14 protein-coding genes and 1 pseudogene are annotated in these 16,256 nt (G+C 69.6%); 7 read left to right on the forward strand and 8 right to left on the reverse strand.

Annotated features, from left to right (window positions below; translation table 11 throughout):
* Nucleotides 1–98 precede the first annotated feature (98 nt).
* The 3 genes from OG504_RS44720 to OG504_RS44730 all read left to right on the forward strand — a co-directional run bounded on the left by OG504_RS44720 (nucleotide 99) and on the right by OG504_RS44730 (nucleotide 4,122).
* Nucleotides 99–860, forward strand: coding sequence for a L,D-transpeptidase family protein (locus OG504_RS44720; protein WP_405994885.1), 762 nt, complete (start codon nucleotides 99–101; stop codon nucleotides 858–860).
* A 10-nt stretch (nucleotides 861–870) separates the two neighbouring features.
* A complete protein-coding gene (locus tag OG504_RS44725; RefSeq protein WP_405994886.1) occupies nucleotides 871–2,532 on the forward strand; it encodes a peptide-N4-asparagine amidase in 1,662 nt (553 codons plus the stop codon).
* A gap of 174 nt (nucleotides 2,533–2,706) precedes the next feature.
* Nucleotides 2,707–4,122 carry a cation:dicarboxylate symporter family transporter gene (locus tag OG504_RS44730; protein ID WP_405994887.1) on the forward strand — a complete coding sequence of 472 codons (1,416 nt, stop codon included), beginning with the start codon at nucleotides 2,707–2,709 and terminating at the stop codon, nucleotides 4,120–4,122.
* Between the two features lie 78 nt (nucleotides 4,123–4,200).
* On the opposite strand, the gene OG504_RS44735 is transcribed toward OG504_RS44730, so the two are convergent.
* Nucleotides 4,201–5,052, reverse strand: coding sequence for an SDR family NAD(P)-dependent oxidoreductase (locus tag OG504_RS44735; protein ID WP_405994888.1), 852 nt, complete (start codon nucleotides 5,050–5,052; stop codon nucleotides 4,201–4,203).
* A 65-nt stretch (nucleotides 5,053–5,117) separates the two neighbouring features.
* On the opposite strand from OG504_RS44735, the pseudogene OG504_RS44740 reads away from it, so the two are divergent.
* A pseudogene (locus OG504_RS44740) lies at nucleotides 5,118–5,732 on the forward strand (TetR family transcriptional regulator); the annotation flags it as partial.
* A gap of 15 nt (nucleotides 5,733–5,747) precedes the next feature.
* On the opposite strand, the gene OG504_RS44745 reads toward OG504_RS44740, so the two are convergent.
* Complete coding sequence (locus OG504_RS44745) at nucleotides 5,748–6,716, reverse strand: GlxA family transcriptional regulator (RefSeq protein WP_405994889.1); 969 nt, start codon at nucleotides 6,714–6,716, stop codon at nucleotides 5,748–5,750.
* A 142-nt stretch (nucleotides 6,717–6,858) separates the two neighbouring features.
* Between OG504_RS44745 and OG504_RS44750 the strand changes: the two genes are divergently transcribed.
* On the forward strand, nucleotides 6,859–7,497 hold the full coding sequence (locus OG504_RS44750) for an HD domain-containing protein (protein ID WP_405994890.1): 639 nt from the start codon (nucleotides 6,859–6,861) through the stop codon (nucleotides 7,495–7,497).
* An 83-nt stretch (nucleotides 7,498–7,580) separates the two neighbouring features.
* On the opposite strand, the gene OG504_RS44755 is transcribed toward OG504_RS44750, so the two are convergent.
* Nucleotides 7,581–8,081: a MarR family winged helix-turn-helix transcriptional regulator gene (locus OG504_RS44755; RefSeq protein ID WP_405994891.1), complete on the reverse strand. Its 501-nt coding sequence runs from the start codon at nucleotides 8,079–8,081 to the stop codon at nucleotides 7,581–7,583.
* 130 nt (nucleotides 8,082–8,211) lie between these two features.
* Between OG504_RS44755 and OG504_RS44760 the strand changes: the two genes are divergently transcribed.
* Both OG504_RS44760 and mltG read left to right on the forward strand, forming a co-directional pair.
* Nucleotides 8,212–10,014 (forward strand): ABC transporter ATP-binding protein, encoded by a 1,803-nt coding sequence (locus OG504_RS44760; RefSeq protein ID WP_405994892.1) that lies wholly within the window; start codon nucleotides 8,212–8,214, stop codon nucleotides 10,012–10,014.
* A gap of 43 nt (nucleotides 10,015–10,057) precedes the next feature.
* Nucleotides 10,058–10,900, forward strand: a complete 843-nt coding sequence (mltG, locus tag OG504_RS44765; RefSeq protein WP_405994893.1) for an endolytic transglycosylase MltG — start codon at nucleotides 10,058–10,060, stop codon at nucleotides 10,898–10,900.
* 287 nt (nucleotides 10,901–11,187) lie between these two features.
* Here the strand turns inward: mltG and OG504_RS44770 are convergent, their stop codons facing one another.
* From OG504_RS44770 to OG504_RS44790, 5 genes are read right to left on the reverse strand one after another with little or no spacing between them, the layout of a single operon-like run.
* Entirely contained in the window at nucleotides 11,188–12,273 is a 1,086-nt protein-coding gene (locus tag OG504_RS44770; RefSeq protein WP_405994894.1) for an NAD(P)-binding domain-containing protein, read from the reverse strand.
* 42 nt (nucleotides 12,274–12,315) lie between these two features.
* Nucleotides 12,316–13,458: an LLM class flavin-dependent oxidoreductase gene (locus OG504_RS44775; RefSeq protein WP_405994895.1), complete on the reverse strand. Its 1,143-nt coding sequence runs from the start codon at nucleotides 13,456–13,458 to the stop codon at nucleotides 12,316–12,318.
* A 1-nt stretch (nucleotide 13,459) separates the two neighbouring features.
* The gene (locus OG504_RS44780; RefSeq protein WP_405994896.1) at nucleotides 13,460–14,485 is read right to left on the reverse strand and encodes an ABC transporter substrate-binding protein; all 1,026 of its coding nucleotides are present in this window, start codon (nucleotides 14,483–14,485) and stop codon (nucleotides 13,460–13,462) included.
* Nucleotides 14,486–14,527: 42 nt separating this feature from the next.
* Entirely contained in the window at nucleotides 14,528–15,295 is a 768-nt protein-coding gene (locus OG504_RS44785) for an ABC transporter ATP-binding protein (RefSeq protein WP_405994897.1), read from the reverse strand.
* Nucleotides 15,268–16,161: an ABC transporter permease gene (locus OG504_RS44790; RefSeq protein ID WP_405994898.1), complete on the reverse strand. Its 894-nt coding sequence runs from the start codon at nucleotides 16,159–16,161 to the stop codon at nucleotides 15,268–15,270. Before OG504_RS44790 ends, OG504_RS44785 begins: the two co-directional genes overlap by 28 nt.
* Nucleotides 16,162–16,256: the final 95 nt, after the last annotated feature.

Consider the following 16,256-nt stretch of genomic DNA (forward strand, 5'->3'; position numbering starts at 1 on the left):
GTTTTCCCCGCCGGGGGTCAGAACCGGCGTTCACCCATCAGGGGCGAGATGTCCGTGACCTCACGCAATGCCGCCGAATGCGATGTGACCATGGCTCGATGCAGAGTGGCGGCACACGGCGTGCGACGGTCGCGATGGCGGCTCTCGGTTCCCTCCTGACGATGACGACCCTGTCCGCGTGCGGCAGCGCGCACACCGGACACCCCGGCGGCACGGAAGGGAGACCCGGCGCCCGGGCGACCCACCCGAGACCGGCCGTCACCACCTCCGCCCCGGACCCGACCCGCATCCCGGACGTCGGCGACCGGCTCCAGCGCGCCATCCCGACCGACACGAGCCAGGTCCTCACGGTCTACGGCGACGGCAAGGACTCCTCGGACTCCACCGCCGTCCTGTTCACCAAGAACGGCAACACCTGGGCCCGGGCGGCCAGTTGGCCCGCGCACAACGGCAAGCTGGGCTGGACCACCGATCACCACCTCGGCGACAAACGCAGCCCCGTCGGCGTGTTCACGCTGACCGCCGCGGGCGGTGTCCTCGACGACCCGGGCACGGCACTCCCGTACTCCCAGGACGAGTCGTACGAGGCGCCGCGCGACTGGGACGAGTCGCACTGGCACGACTTCGACTACGTCATCGCCATCGACTACAACCGCGTCCCCGGCACCCCGCCCGACGACGCGGAGCAGCCCGAGGGCGAGGACAAGGGTGGCGGGATCTGGCTGCACCTGGACCACGGCAGCGGTACGTCGGCCTGCGTCAGCCTTTCCAAAGAGGCGATGGAGTACCTGCTGCGCACGCTCGACCCGAACCGGCATCCTGTGGTGCTGATGGGGGACAGGGCGGACCTCAAGGGGTAGAACACCGCCCATGAGAAGCCGGATAGTCATGTCCATGCTCGCCGGAGCGACCCTCCTGGCGAGCACCCTCCTAGGAGCCGGCCCCGCCCAAGCGGCCGAAGCGAAAGCCCAATGGGCCGACTCGAATGCTCGGGCGGCCGGCGCGAGGGCCCAAGTCGCCGACGTCCCCGCCGAGTTCGGAACCGACTGGCACGACCCCCTCACCGCCGCCCCACCCATCGCCGAGCCCGCGACGAAGTCCTGCCGAGTCACCCTCGCCGACACCGAGTTCCGCGACTTCACCCCGTACAAGGGCACTTACACCCCGCCCAAGGCCTGCGGCGACCACTGGAGCAAGGTCGTCCTGAGACTGGACGGGACGGTCGCCGGACGGCAGTACGACCGACTCGGCTATCTGCACGTCGGCGGGGTCGAGATCCTCCGTACCTCCACACCGGAACCCTCGCCCGACGGCATCAAGTGGTCCGTGGAGAAGGACGTCACGCGCTACAGCGCCACCTTCCGCAGCGCACAGGACGTCGAGATGCTCATCGGCAACGTCGTAGACGACACCTACACCGGCGTCATCGGTGTCAAGGCCACCCTGACGTTCTACGAGGGCAGACCCGCGGCGGCGCAGACCCCCGACCGCGTCCTCACCCTCGCCGCCGACTCGACCGTGACCACCCCGCGCAACACCGAACGCATCGTCGCCGAGGTCTACGCGACCGGATCCGGCGGCGGCTGCGAGGAGTTCTGGTATCTCGCGGTACCCGGCTCGGCGCCGTACTCCTGCCAGGCGGACAAGGGCCCCTACCGCGAGGTGCAGATCAAGGTCGACGGTCAACTCGCCGGAATCGCCGCCCCGTTCCCGAACGTGTGGACCGGCGGCTGGTCCGACCCCTTCCTCTGGTACGTCATTCCCGGCCCGCGCGCCTTCGACGTCAAGCCGATCGAATACGACCTCACGCCCTTCGCCGGGCTGCTCAACGACGGCCGCCCGCACCACATCGACGTCTCCGTCGTGGGCGTGCCCGAGGGGCAGAGCGGGTGGAGCGCACCGGTGAACGTGCTCGTCTGGCAGGACGCACAGCGCGCCCATGTCACCGGAAAGCTCACCCTCGACAAGGCGGGCGAACTCGCCAACTCCTCGGTGTACACGCCCGGTTCGGAGGAGCGAGTGGACACCGACGCGGGCCACCGGCTGACCACGGCCGGGTACCTCGACACCTCGCACGGCCGGGTGCGGACCACCGTCGACCGGACGCTCGCGAACACCTCCGTGCACCGCTGGATCGACGGCGAGAACATGGACGGGCTCGACGCGACCTGGACGGACGACGAGTCGGTGACCGTCGACGGGCGCGGACCGGCCCGGACGACGGCCACGCACCGGACGTACACGATGAACGGTGCGACGACGATCGGGACGGACGACCGGCTGCGGACCGTTCTCACCCTCGGCGACCGGGCGGCGGTCGTCGACACGTGGGACGGGCGGCGGACCGGGTCGTCGCGGCTCGACGACACCTACAGCGGGGACGCGACCTACACGCTGAACGTGCCCCGCGACCAGCGGCACGCGGTCGGGACGTCGAGTGAGCGCTACCGGCTGTACGGCTCCGGCGGCTGCTACGACCGTTCGCTGGCGACCGCGCAGGGGGTGCTGACCGAGGACCGAAGCGGCTGCTGACCTGCTGTGCGTGCGATGCGTCACTCAGATGTGTGATTTACACGGCCGTCACACGGAGGTTTTCCGGACGATCAACAACGGCTTCAAAGTGTCCACTCGGAAGCCGCTTTCCGTATTGCAGAAGTCTCCCCCCATCGACTTCCGCGAACGACCGTCCCCCCTCAAGGAGTGCCCGTGCCGCCGTCCGTCCCGCCCCTGCCGCGACGCGTCGCACGCATACTGCGTACCTCACTCTTCGCGCAGGTCGCCTGCGCGCTCGTCCTCGGCATCCTCGTCGGAAAGCTCTGGCCCGACGTGGCCACGGACCTTCAGCCCCTCGGTGACGGATTCACCCGGCTCATCAAGACGATCATCTCGCCGCTCGTGTTCTGCGTGGTCGTCGTCGGCATCGCCAAGGCCGGTGACCTCAAGGCCTTCGGCCGCATCGGCCTCAAGGCGCTGATCTGGTTCGAGGTCGCCAGCACCGCGGCACTGATCATCGGCCTCGTCCTCGCCAACGTCGTCCAGCCCGGCTCCGGGATGCACGTCGACCCGGCCACGCTCAACACCTCGGCGGTGGACGCGAAGACGGGCGGCGCAGCGCTGCCCTCGACGACCGAGTTCATCGTCAACTCGCTCCCCACCAGCTTCATCGGCGCCTTCGCCGAGAACTCCCTGCTCCAAGTCCTCATCCTGGCCTGCCTGGTGGGCGCCGCGCTGCTCCACCTCGGCCACACCAAGGTGCCGCAGGTGCTGCCCGCGATCGAGCAGGCCCAGGAGATCATCTTCGCGATCGTCGGCTTCGTCATGCGACTCGCCCCGCTCGCCGTCTTCGGCGCGATGGCCGTCCTCGTCGGCCAGTACGGGCTCGGCGTCATGAAGACCTACGCCAAGCTGATCATCCTCTGCTACGTCGCCGCCGCACTCTTCCTCGTGGTGCTCGCCGTCGCCCTGCGCATGGTCACCGGGCTCAGCCTCTGGAAGTTCCTCCGCTACATCCGCGAGGAGATGCTGCTCGCGCTCGGCACCGCCTCCACCGAGTCCGTCATGCCGCGCGTGATGCAGAAGCTGCGCAAGGCCGGCGCCCGGGACGACGCGGTCGGCCTGGTGCTGCCCACCGGCTACTCCTTCAACCTCGACGGCGCCTCCCTCTACCTCTCCATCGGCACGCTGTTCATCGCCCAGGCCGTCGGCGTCGACCTCAGCCTCGGCCAGCAGATCACCGTGATCCTGGTGCTCATGCTCACCAGCAAGGGCATGGCCGGCATCCCCGGTTCGGCCTTCCTCGCCCTGTCCGCGACCGCCTCCTCGCTCGGCGCGATCCCGGCCGGCGCGGTCGCCCTGCTCCTCGGCGTCGACCGCATCATGGACTCGATGCGCGTCGTGACCAACCTCCTCGGCAACTGCGTCGCCGTCTTCGCGGTCTCCCGCTGGGAAGGCGCCCTGGACATCGAGAAGGCCAAGAGGGTCCTCGACGGCGAGATCACGGACGCAGAAGAAGCCGTGGATGAAGAGGCGGCTGTGCCGGAAGTGGCCGTAGAAGAAGCCGCGCCGGAAGAGGCGGAGATCCCTGCGCAGCGCGTCAAGGAGACTGCCCCTGAGGCAAGTTGACGTCACGTCAGTTCACCGTCGCGGGCTGCGGCTCCTGCTTCGTCTCTACGGTGGGGGAGTCGCGGCCCGTTGTCGTGGCTACGGGAGGTCGACCGGGTAGTCCTGGTCGAAGTCGGCCGAGCGGCTCACCGCCTCCCATGCGGCCGCCTCGGCGATCTGGTCGCGTGAGTAGTTCTGCGCCATCTCCACGGCGACGACTCCCAGGAGGAGGTGGGAGGGGAGGTTCGGCTGCTTGACGATGCGGACCAGGATCTCCCCGGCGCGCTTCGGGTCGCCCGCGGCGGTCACGGGACCGTCGAGGAGGCGGATCATCGCGCCGACGGTCTCGTCGTACTCCGGTGCCACCTCCGGGATCTGCATCGACGAACCGGCCCAGTCGGTCGCGAACCCGCCCGGTTCCACGACGAGGTACCTGATGCCGAACGGCGCGGTCTCGGCCGCGAGCACGCGCGTGAAGCCGTCGACCGCGAACTTCGCGGCCTGGTACGAGCCGAGCCCGGGATTCCCGCCGACCCGGCCGCCGACGGACGAGAACTGTACGACCGTGCCCGCGCCCCGCGCCCTCAGGAACGGGATCGCGGCCGTCGAGACGTTGTAGACGCCCCAGAAGTTCGTGTCGAACTGTCGGCGGAAGTCGTCCTCGGGGGTCGTCTCGACCGGGGAGAGGTTGGCGTACCCGGCGTTGTTGACGACCACGTCGATCCCACTGAAGCGGTCAACTCCCGACTGCAGAGCCGCCGTTGCGGCCGTTCGGTCGGTGACGTCGAGCGCGACGGGGAGTATGCGGTCGCCGTACTTCTCCGCGAGGTCGTCCAGCTGCTCCGGCTTGCGTGCCGTCGCGACGACCTGGTCGCCGGCCTCCAGGGCCGCGACGGTGAGGTTGCGGCCGAAGCCGCGGGACGAACCGGTGATGAACCATGTCTGAGCCATGGGTCTAGCGAAACACCATTTCGTTATTAGTGCAACCGCGTTGCGCTATGTCCAATCGGTAGTGCGAGCGGGCGATCCTCGACGCCGCCAGATCCCTCGGCGTCGAACGCAGCGTGCGGAGGTCACCCTCACGGACATCGCCGCCGCCGTGGGGATACGCAAGTTCGCGATGCTGCGGTACTTCGAGACCCGGGAGCAGATCTTCCTGGCGCTGACCGCCGAAGGCCGGGAGGACTGGCCGGCGGTGCTCCGCGCGCGGTTGAGCGAACTCACCGGCGACGCCACCGACCCCGACACGGTCGCGGCCGTCATCGCGCGGACACTTGTCGCGCGGCCGTTCTTCTGCGACCTGCTGGCTCAGGCGCCGTTGAACCTCGAGAGCAACCAACGTCTCACTCGACTCGGTGTACGAGTTCAAGACGGTCGTACTCGGCGAAGTGGCCTCGTTGGTGGCCGAGTTGTGCCGAGTGCTCGCGATCGCCGAGCGTTCGGCCATCGATGTGATCTCCACGGCGACGAGCATGGCCGGGGCGCTGTTGCGGATGGCCGCCCCTGGTACCCGCCTCGGAACGCTCTACGAATCCCGCCCCGAGTTGGCGCATGCGCTGGTCGACGTCGAGCCCCAACTGACGCGCATCCTGGCCGCGTTGGTGAAGGGAACGCGGTCGACGGGGGCGTGAAGTGCCACCAGTGAGTCACGGTGTCGGCGACTGCGCGCGCGTACTGGCGAACCGACTGCGATAGTGCGTCGGCGTCGTGTCCAAGTGGCGGGCGAAGGCGCGGCGGAGGGTCTCGTCGGTACCCAGGCCGCTGTGGTGCGCCGCGGAGGTGACGCTGTGGCCTTCGAGGAGGAGATGCTGGGCGCGGTCGAGACGGACCCGTTCGACCCAACGGGCGGGCGTGGTACCGAGTTCGGTACGGAAGAGTCGGGTCAGGTGGCGGGGGCTGACGGCCACGGTCGCCGCCATGGCGGGCAGGCTGTGGTCGGCGGCCGGGTCCGCCAACACCGAGGCGATCAGCGACCGTAGCGGATCGGTGCGCGGTGGAGGGGTGGCGGTCGCGGTGGAGAACTGCGACTGGCCGCCCGGGCGTTGCATGAAGACGACCAACTCGCGCGCGATGTCCCGGGCCACGTCCGCGCCGTGGTCGTCCTCGACGAGGGCGAGCGCCAGGTCGATTCCGGCGCTGATGCCCGCCGAGGTGACGAAGTGCCCGTCGCGGATGTGGATGGCGTCCGGCTCGACGCGCACCCGGGGGTAACGGCGGGCGAGCGTCTCGGCGTGCCGCCAGTGGGTCGTGGCCGACCGCCCGTCCAGCAGGCCGAGTTGGGCGAGGACGAAGGCGCCCGTGCAGACCGACGTGACCCGGGCCGCGTGCTCGGTGAGGGTACGGGTCGCGGTCAACAGCCCTTCCTCGGCGGGCAGTTGGGCCAGCCGATCACCTCCGGCGACGATGACGGTATCGACCGTACCGGCCTTGGCTGCGGTCACCGTACCGGTCAGCGTCAGCCCGTTCGAGGCGGTCACCGTGCCGCCGCGGGGCGAGACCAGCACCAGCTCGTAGGGGTGGCCGAGCTTGCCCGACTGGTGCAGCACCTCGGCGGGGCCGCTGACGTCGAGCATGGTCACGCCGTCGAAGACGAGGAATCCGACCCGGTGCGTCATGCCGGAAGCCACCTCTGGAGCCGCGCCTGAAGGCATGTCCGAATCTGTGGTTTTCCTGGCTGTGAGGACATGGCCCCAGCGTACGCCGCCGACGATCCTGGAGGCATACGGCAGCCAATGGCATCCAGGAGAGGCAAGAACGATGAGTGAAGTGATCGCAGGCGTGGAGATCCCGGACACCGCCCTCGTGCGGGAGACGACCGAGCTGGTGCGCGAGGCCGCGTCGCCGTTGCTGTTCGACCACTCGCGGCGGGTGTTCCTGTGGGGCGCCCTGCGCGGCCGGGAGCAGGGGCTCGACTACGACCCCGAACTGCTCTACGTGGCCGCGATGTTCCACGACCTCGGGCTCACCGAGAAGTTCCGCCGCACCGACCAGCGCTTCGAGATCGACGGCGCCGACGAGGCGCGCCGGTTCCTGCACGGGCACGGCATCACCGGCGAGCCGGCCGACCGGGTCTGGGCGAGCATCGCCCTGCACACCACGCAGGAGATCCCCTTGCACATGGCGGCCGAGATCGCCCTGGTCAACCGGGGTGTGGGGCTGGACGTCGTGGGCATCGGCTACGACGCCGTCTCCGACGAGCAGCGCGCGGCCGTCGTGGCGGCACACCCCCGCCCGGACTTCAAGAACGGGATCCTCGCCGCCTTCACCGAGGGCATCAAGGACCGCCCCGAGACCACGTTCGGCAACATCAAGGCGGACGTGCTGGAGCACTTCGTACCCGGTTTCGTGCGCGGTGACTTCGTCGAGCGCATCAAGGCCTCGAACTGGCCGGAGTGACGCGAGCCCGGTCTTCGACGGCAGCCTGGACGCGAGCCGGGTCTCCGGCGACAGCTTGGCCTTGGCGGCAGCCCCGACCCGGGTCAGCAGGAACGCCCGTGCCCGTGCCCCTCGTGCGCCGCATGGGCGCCATGCCCCTCATGCGCACCGGGCGCCCCGTCCACCAACGTGTCCAGCAACGCCCGCAGCACCTCGCGCTCCACGTCCGTGAGCGGCGCCAGAATCTCGTCCGCCGCCCCCCGCCGCGCGCCCCGCAACTCGCTCAGCGCCTTGCGGCCGTCGTCCGTGATCTCGATCCGGATCACCCGGCGGTTGGACGGATCGGGCACCCGCCGCACCTTGCCGCTCGCCTCCAGCCCGTCGACCAGCGTCGTCACGGCGCGCGGTACCACTTCGAGGCGCTCGGCGAGGTCGGCCATGCGTGGCGGGGCGTCGAAGTGCGCGAGGGTGCGCAGCAGGCGGGACTGGGCGGGGGTGATGCCGAGGTCGCGCTGCTCCAGATGGCGCTTCTGGATGCGGTGCACCCGGCGCGTGAGCCGCAGCAGCTGCTCCGCGAGCAGGCCGTCGGAATCGGGGGTGGTCATACGGGAACAATATCAGGACCTGGTTCATTGTGAGTATAGGTAACAATGAGCTATGCTCCACCAAGCCTCATCGCTCCACGAGCTCTGAGCGCTTGACCAGTCCTGATCGCCTCACCATCCGTAGGAGACCATGCCCCGCGACGACATCAACTGGACACCGTCCCCCGGCACCTCGACCGACCAGCCCCGGCAGGTGCGCCGCATCCTCAAGCTCTTCAAGCCCTACCGCGCCCGGCTCGCGGTCGTCGGCCTCCTGGTCGGCGCCGCGTCCCTGGTCACCGTGGCGACCCCGTTCCTGCTGAAGGAGACGCTGGACGTCGCCATCCCGCAGAACCGCACGGGCCTGCTGAGCCTGCTCGCGCTCGGCATGATCCTGAGCGCCGTCCTGACCAGCATCTTCGGTGTGCTGCAGACCCTCATCTCCACGACGGTCGGCCAGCGCGTCATGCACGACCTGCGCACAGCGGTCTACGGCCGCCTGCAGCGCATGTCGCTCGCCTTCTTCACCCGGACCCGCACGGGCGAGGTCCAGTCCCGCATAGCCAACGACATCGGCGGCATGCAGGCCACCGTCACCTCCACGGCCACCTCCCTGGTCTCGAACCTCACCAGCGTGGTCGCCACGATCATCGCCATGATCGCCCTGGACTGGCGGCTGACCGTCGTCTCGCTGCTGCTGCTGCCGGTCTTCGTGTGGATCAGCCGCCGCGTCGGCAACGAACGCAAGAAGATCGCCACGCAGCGCCAGCGGCAGATGGCCGAGATGGCCGCCACGGTCACCGAGTCGCTGTCCGTCAGCGGCATCCTGCTCGGCCGCACAATGGGCCGCTCCGACTCGCTCACCCGCTCCTTCTCCGAGGAGTCCGAGGGGCTGGTCGACCTCGAGGTCCGGTCGAACATGGCCGGGCGCTGGCGCATGGCCGTCATCTCGATCGTCATGGCCGCGATGCCCGCCGTCATCTACTGGACGGCCGGCATGACCCTCCACCTGGGTGGCCCGGACGCGTCGATCGGCACGATCGTCGCCTTCGTCTCGCTCCAGCAGGGCCTGTTCCGCCCGGCCGTCAGCCTGCTGTCGACCGGCGTGCAGATCCAGACCTCGCTGGCGCTCTTCGCCCGCATCTTCGAGTACCTCGACCTCCCGATCGACATCACCGAGCGCGAGAACCCGGTCCACCTCGACACCATCAAGGGCGAAGTCCGCTTCGAGGACGTCGAGTTCCACTACGACGACAAGAGCGGGGCGATACTCGACGGCATCGACATCACCGTCCCCGCGGGCAACAGCCTCGCGATCGTCGGCCCGACCGGCGCCGGAAAGTCGACCCTCGGCTATCTCGTGCCCCGGCTCTACGACGTGACGGGCGGCCGGGTCACCCTCGACGGGGTCGACGTCCGCGACCTGGACTTCGACACGCTCGCGCGTGCCGTCGGCGTCGTCTCCCAGGAGACGTACCTCTTCCATGCCACGGTCGCCGAGAACCTCCGCTTCGCCAAGCCGGACGCGACCGACGAGGAGCTGTACACGGCGGCGCGCGCGGCGCAGATCCACGAGCACATCGCGGGCCTGGCCGACGGGTACGACACGATCGTCGGCGAGCGCGGCCACCGGTTCTCCGGCGGTGAGAAGCAGCGCCTGGCCATCGCCCGCACGATCCTGCGCGACCCGCCGGTCCTCATCCTGGACGAGGCGACCAGCGCGCTGGACAACCGCACCGAGGCCGCCGTCCAGGACGCCATCGACGCCCTGTCGGCCAACCGCACCACGCTCACCATCGCCCACCGGCTGTCCACCATCCGCAGCGCCGACCAGATAGTGGTCCTCGACTCCGGGCAGGTCGCGGAGCGGGGTACGCACGAGGAACTGCTCGATCAGGACGGGCGGTACGCGGCCCTCGTACGCCGGGATGCCCAACTGGAACCGACAAGCTGAAGATATGCCGGGTTTGTGACGATATGCGGGTTACCGTGCCCGCATGCAGATGAACACTCCGCCACGGAGCACGATTCGACTGACCCGCAGGGGCCGGGTCGCCCTCATCGCGACGGGGGCCGTCGTGGCCGGCACCGCCGTGGCGGTGCCGCTGCTGAGCCTGGAGAGCGAGGGGGACACACGTCCCACGTCCCTGGTGATCCCGGAGGGCTGGCGCTCGGGCCAGATCTACGAAGCGGTGGACAAGGTCCTCGCGCTGCCGGTCGGGACCACGAAGAAGTCGATCGCGAAAGCCGGCCTGAAGCTGCCGAACGACGCGGAGGGCAACCCCGAGGGCTATCTCTTCCCGGCGACGTATCCGCTGGAGAAGAAGTCGACGCCCGCGTCGCTCCTGTCGTTCATGGTCAACACGGCCAACAAGAAGTTCAACGGCGCCCCGGTCGCGGCCGGCGCCCAGCGCAACGCGATGAACGTCTATCAGGCCGTCACCATCGCGAGCATCGTGCAGGCCGAGGCGGCCTCCCCGGCCGACATGGGGAAGGTGGCCCGGGTCATCTTCAACCGCCTGGAGCGCGGCATGCCGCTGCAGATGGACTCCACCATCAACTACGCGCTGAACCGCGCCACGTTGAAGACCACGAGCAGCGACACCCGCCTGGACAGTCCCTACAACTCCTACCAGCGCATGGGCCTGCCCCCGACCCCGATCGACAACCCGGGCGAGGACGCGATGCGCGCCGCGATCAACCCGCCCCCGGGCGACTGGCTGTACTTCGTCACGGTCAAGCCCGGCGACACCCGCTTCGCGGCCACCTACGAGGAACACCAGCGCAACGTCGCCGAGTTCAACGCGGCCCAGAAGAGCACCGCGTCGCCCACGAAATGACCCGGGCGGGATGCCGTAGGGCGGCGCTCGGCTTTCCCGCCGGCGCCGCCTGATGTGTCGCGGGGGTGGGTGCCTTGTATTTCGTTGGCGGGTTCGCTGTGGCTGGTCGCGCCCCGCGGCGGAGCCGCTAATGTCACAGCCTCGCGCCCCTCAAAAAGACCCTTGGCCGGCCGGAGCTGTCCAGTTCTGCCATGCCCGAAACAAGCTGGAACGGGATCGTAAAACCTCACCGCTCGCGCGTCGCGGCACCTTCGCCCCGCCCGTGAAGCGACCCCGCCAGAACGACCTCAGACCGCCACCGGCTCCCCGGCCAACAGCCGCCTGATGTCCCGTACGGCCGCACGCCCCGCCCGGTTCGCGCCGATGGTGCTCGCCGACGGTCCGTACCCGACCAGATGGACCCGCGGATCGGCGACCGCCCGCGTCCCCTCGACGCGGATACCCCCACCCGGCTCGCGCAGCTTCAGCGGTGCCAGGTGGTCGATCGCGGCCCGGAAGCCGGTGGCCCACAGGATGACATCGGCGTCCACATGCCGGCCGTCGTTCCAGTCCACCCCGTCGGGCGTTATCCGGTCGAACATCGGCTGCCGGTCCAGGACCCCGTCCGCGATCGCCTGCCGGATCGCGTCGTTCAGCGGCAGCCCGGTCACGGAGACGACGCTCTTCGGCGGCAGCCCCTGCCGTACCCGCTCCTCCACCAGCGCGACGGCCGCCCGGCCCACGTCCTCGGTGAAGGGTTCGTCCCGGAACACCGGCGGACGCCGGGTCACCCAGGTCGTCGCGGCCGCGTACGGGGCGAGTTCCATCAGATGCTGCGTGCCCGACGCGCCCCCGCCCACCACGACCACCCGCAACCCGGCGAACTCCTCGGGCCCCGGATACTGCGCGGTGTGCAACTGCCGCCCCCGGAACGTCTCTTGACCCGGATAGCGCGGCCAGAACGGCCGGTCCCACGTCCCCGTCGCGTTGATCAGCGCCCGCGTCGACCACGTACCGTCCGACCCGTCCGACGTCTCGACGAGCAGCCGCCCGTCCACGCCCTCCCGCACGGCCTTCACGTCCACCGGCCGCCGCACCCGGAGGTCGAAGGCGCGCTCGTACGCGGCGAAGTACTCGGCGATCACCTCGGCGGACGGGCGGGCCGGATCGGCGTCCGTGAGTTCCATGCCCGGCAGCGCGTGCATCCCGTGCACCTTGCCGTACGTCAGCGACGGCCACCGGAACTGCCAGGCCCCGCCCGGCGCGGGCGCGTGGTCCAGCACCACGAAGTCGCGCTCCGGCTCGAAACCGGTGCGTCGCAGGTGATAGGCGCCGGCGAGTCCTGCCTGCCCGGCGCCTATGACGACCACGTCGACCTCACGCGTGTTGTTCACGTTTGTACGAACAGCACCGGGGCCGTGGATCTTCCCGCCCCCTCAGCGCCCGCTGCTCACGAGCAACGGCAGGCCGCCCTTCGTCCTCCCCTCGACCAGCCCGCGTGCCGCCAGCTCGGGAATCACGCCCTCGCCGAACCAGTACGCCTCCTCCAGATGCGGATACCCGGACAGCACGAAGTGCTCGACACCCAGCGAGTGGTACTCCTCGATGAGATCGGCCACCTCGGCATGACTGCCCACGAGCGCGGTGCCCGCGCCACCCCGGACGAGACCGACCCCCGCCCACAGGTTCGGGTGGATCTCCAGCTCGTCCCGCGAACCGCCGTGCAGGGCCAACATCCGCTGCTGGCCCACCGATTCACTGCGTCCGAGCGCAGCCTGCGCTGCCGCGATCGTGTCCGCGTCGAGGTCGTCGAGCAGCCGGTTCGCGGTCGCCCACGCCTCCGCCGACGTGTCCCGCGAGATGGTGTGCAGCCGCACCCCGAACCGTACGTCCCGCCCCTCCCGCTCGGCGAGCCCGCGAATCCAGTCGATCTTCTCCTTGACCTGCGCCGGCGGTTCTCCCCAGGTGAGATACACGTCCGCATGCCGGGCGGCCACCGGCCCGGCCGCCGCCGACGACCCGCCGAAGAACACCTGCGGCACCGGATCGGGCGGCAGCGCGGTCAGCCCGCCTTCGACCTGGTAGTGGACACCGTCGAAGTCGTACGGCTCTCCCCGCCACACTCCTCGTACGACCGACAGGAACTCGTCCGTCCGGGCATACCGCTGGTCGTGGCCGAGATGGTCACCGAAGCGGCGCTGCTCGGCCGAGTCGCCACCGGTGACGACGTTGAGCAACAGCCGCCCACGCGTGACCCGTTGATAGGTCGCCGCCATCTGCGCGGCCAGCGTCGGCGAGATCACCCCCGGCCGGAACGCCACCAGGAACTTCAGCCGCTCGGTGTGCTGCGCGAGCGCGACCGTCGTCAGCCAGGCATCCTCGCACCACGTGCCGGTCGGTGTCAGCACCGCCTCGAAGCCCAACTGCTCGGCGGCCTTGGCGATTTGGGCGAGGTACTCGATGTCCGGCGGACGCACCCCGCGAACCGCCCCGGCACGGTTGGGCCCGTAGGCATGCCGGTCGACGAGCGTACGGCCGTCGCCGCCGGTCGGCAGGAACCAGTGCAGACGCACGCCCATGTCACGAACCTCCCGTGGTGCGCGGGGCGGAGGTGGAGGCCGGCAGGTCGCCGTTGTAGCGCGTGTCCACGAAGTCGGCGAAGTCCACCTTCCGCGGGATCAGCTTGAGTTGGGTGAAGGTGTCCGCGATCTGCTGCTCGGAGGCGATGAGCGGCTTGTCGACGGCGACCGACACCCGGGTGGAGTTGGTCCGCTTCACCGACGCCAGCGCCACCTCGTACGGCAGCCCGGTGTCCTTCGACCACACCTTGGCCCACTCCTCCTGATGCGTGAACACCCAGGTCTGGGCGCGGCGCAACCGGTCGAGGTAGTCCTTGATGGCGGCGGACTTCTTCTTGTCCGCCAGCGCGCCGGGCGCCGCCACCTGGAAGGTGAGGCCGTTGGTCACGCCCTGGCCGGTGGTGAGGACGCGGCCCTGCTTGGCCTGGAGGATCTGCGAGGTGTACGGGTCCCACACCGCCCACGCGTCGACCTTGCCGGAGGTGAACGCGGCCAGGGCGTCGGCCGGTTGGAGGTACTTCACCTTGACGTCGCCGATGCTGAGCCCGGCCGCCTTGAGGGAGGCGACCAGCTGGAAGTGCGCGGACGAACCCTGGGCCACGGCGATGGACTTGCCCTTGAGTTGCTGGGGCGAGGTCAGCTTCGAGTCCTTCGGTACGAGGACGGCGTCACCGTTGGACGTGCCGTGCCAGGCGGCCACCACCTTGATCTTCGAGTCGGCGCCCGCCGCGAACACCGGCGGGGTGTTGCCGACGCCGCCGATGTCGACGGCCTTGGCGTTGACGGCTTCCAGGAGTGGCGGCCCGGAGGTGAACGTGGACCACTTGATCTTGTAGTCCAGGTTCTTGAGTTCACCGGCGGCCCGCAGCACTGCCTCCGAACCGCCTTTCTGGTCACCGACGTTGAGCGTGAGGGAGCCCTTGCCGTCGGTGCCTGTCGAGGTCTCGGCGGCCGAGTTCCCGCCGCAGGCGGTGAGCAGGAGGGCGAGGGGGAGCAGCAGGGCGGCGGGGACGAGACGTCGTCGCATGGGGGTTCCGTTCTCGGTAACTGGGTTGATGCGTGGGGGAGTTCAGGCGGCTTCGGCGGCGGTGTCGACGCCGAGACGTTCCAGGAGTCCGGCACGCAGTTCGGCGAACCGGGGGTCGGCGATGTCGCGCGGTCGGTCCAGGTCGATGCGCTGCTCGTGCGCGATGACGCCGTCGTCCATCACCAGGACCCGGTCCGCGAGCAGCACCGCCTCCTCGACGTCGTGCGTCACCAACAGGACAGCGCAGCCCCGCCGTTGCCACAGTTCGCCCACCAACCGCTGGGCCTTGATCCGGGTCAGCGCGTCGAGCGCCCCGAACGGCTCGTCGAGCAGCAGCAGATCGGGCTCGCGCACCAGAGCGCGCGCCAGCGAGGCCCGCTGCGCCTCACCACCGGACAGCGTCTTGGGCCACGCATCGGCATGGTCCCCGAGCCCGACCTCCGCCAACGCCTGTTCGGCCACGGCCCGTTCGGGCTTCCCGGGCAGCCCGAGCAGGACGTTGCGCCACACCTTCTTCCACGGCATCAGCCGGGGCGCCTGGAACGCGACGGCCTTCCGGCGTGGCACGAGGACGGTGCCCTCGATGTCCCGGTCGAGCCCGGCGAGGATGCGCAGCAACGTGGACTTGCCGCAGCCGCTGCGGCCGAGCAGCGCCACGAACTCGCCCTGCTGTACGTCGAGTTGGAGCTGGTCGATGACGGCGCGGCCGTCGAAGGAACGGGTCAGCCCCTCGACGCGTACCGCCTGCGTGGTCACCGCCGATGGGGTTGCCGATGAGGTGGTCACCGGCCCGTGAACGTCGGTCGCCATTGCAGCAACAGCCTTTCGAGGGTGCGGACGAGGAAGTCGGCCAGCAGGCCGAGGAAGGCGTAGACGATCAGACAGACCACGATCACGTCCGTCTGCAGGAAGTCCCGGGCCTGCACCATGAGGAAGCCGATGCCGGCGTCCGCGTTGATCTGCTCGGCGAAGACGAGCGCCAGCCAGGCGATGCCGAGGGAGTAACGGAGCCCGGTCATCGCGTTGGGCAGCGCGCCCGGCAGCACCACATGCCGTACGAGCCCCCAGCGGGACAGCCCGAGCGACTCGCCGGCCCCGATCAACTGGCTGTCCACGCCCCGGATTCCGGCGTAGACGTTGAGGTAGAGCGGGAAGGTCACGCCGAGCGTGATGATGGCGACCTTCGGCGCCTCGCCGATGCCAAACCAGATGATGAACAGCGGGATCAGCCCGACGAAGGGCACGGTCCGCAGCATCTGCACGGGGGCGTCGACCAGGTCCTCGCCGACCCTGAACAGGCCGGAGACCAGGGCGAGTCCGGTGCCGATGACCGTACCGAGGAGCAGTCCGATAGCGACCCGTTGCAGCGAGGTGGCCATGGCCGAGGTCAGTGAACCACTGTCGATCAGGTCCCACCCGACCTGGGCGATCCGCCCGGGCGAGGCGAGCACGTCGGAGGTCAACGCGCCTGTACTGCTCAGGAGTTGCCACAGCGCGAGCAGGACGAGCGGGCCGGTGGTGCGGCGCAGCCAGCGGGGTACGCGGGTGCGGCGCGAGGAGGTGGGGACGAGGGGGACGAGATCGAGCGGAGCGGGATCGCCCGAGTCGGTCTTCGATGTCGATATAGGGGATATGTCGGGCCCGGAGGAACCGGGCGGTGCATGACTGATGCTCATGGGTGCTCCACGGGTGGGGAGAGCGTCCGGTGAGGAGGGGGTATGCCTCAACGCCGCCGCGTCACGGCGATGTGAACGGGCGCGACGGAGTGCGG

Origin of the sequence: Streptomyces sp. NBC_00986, assembly GCF_045162565.1 — a bacterium.
Lineage (GTDB): Bacteria > Actinomycetota > Actinomycetes > Streptomycetales > Streptomycetaceae > Streptomyces.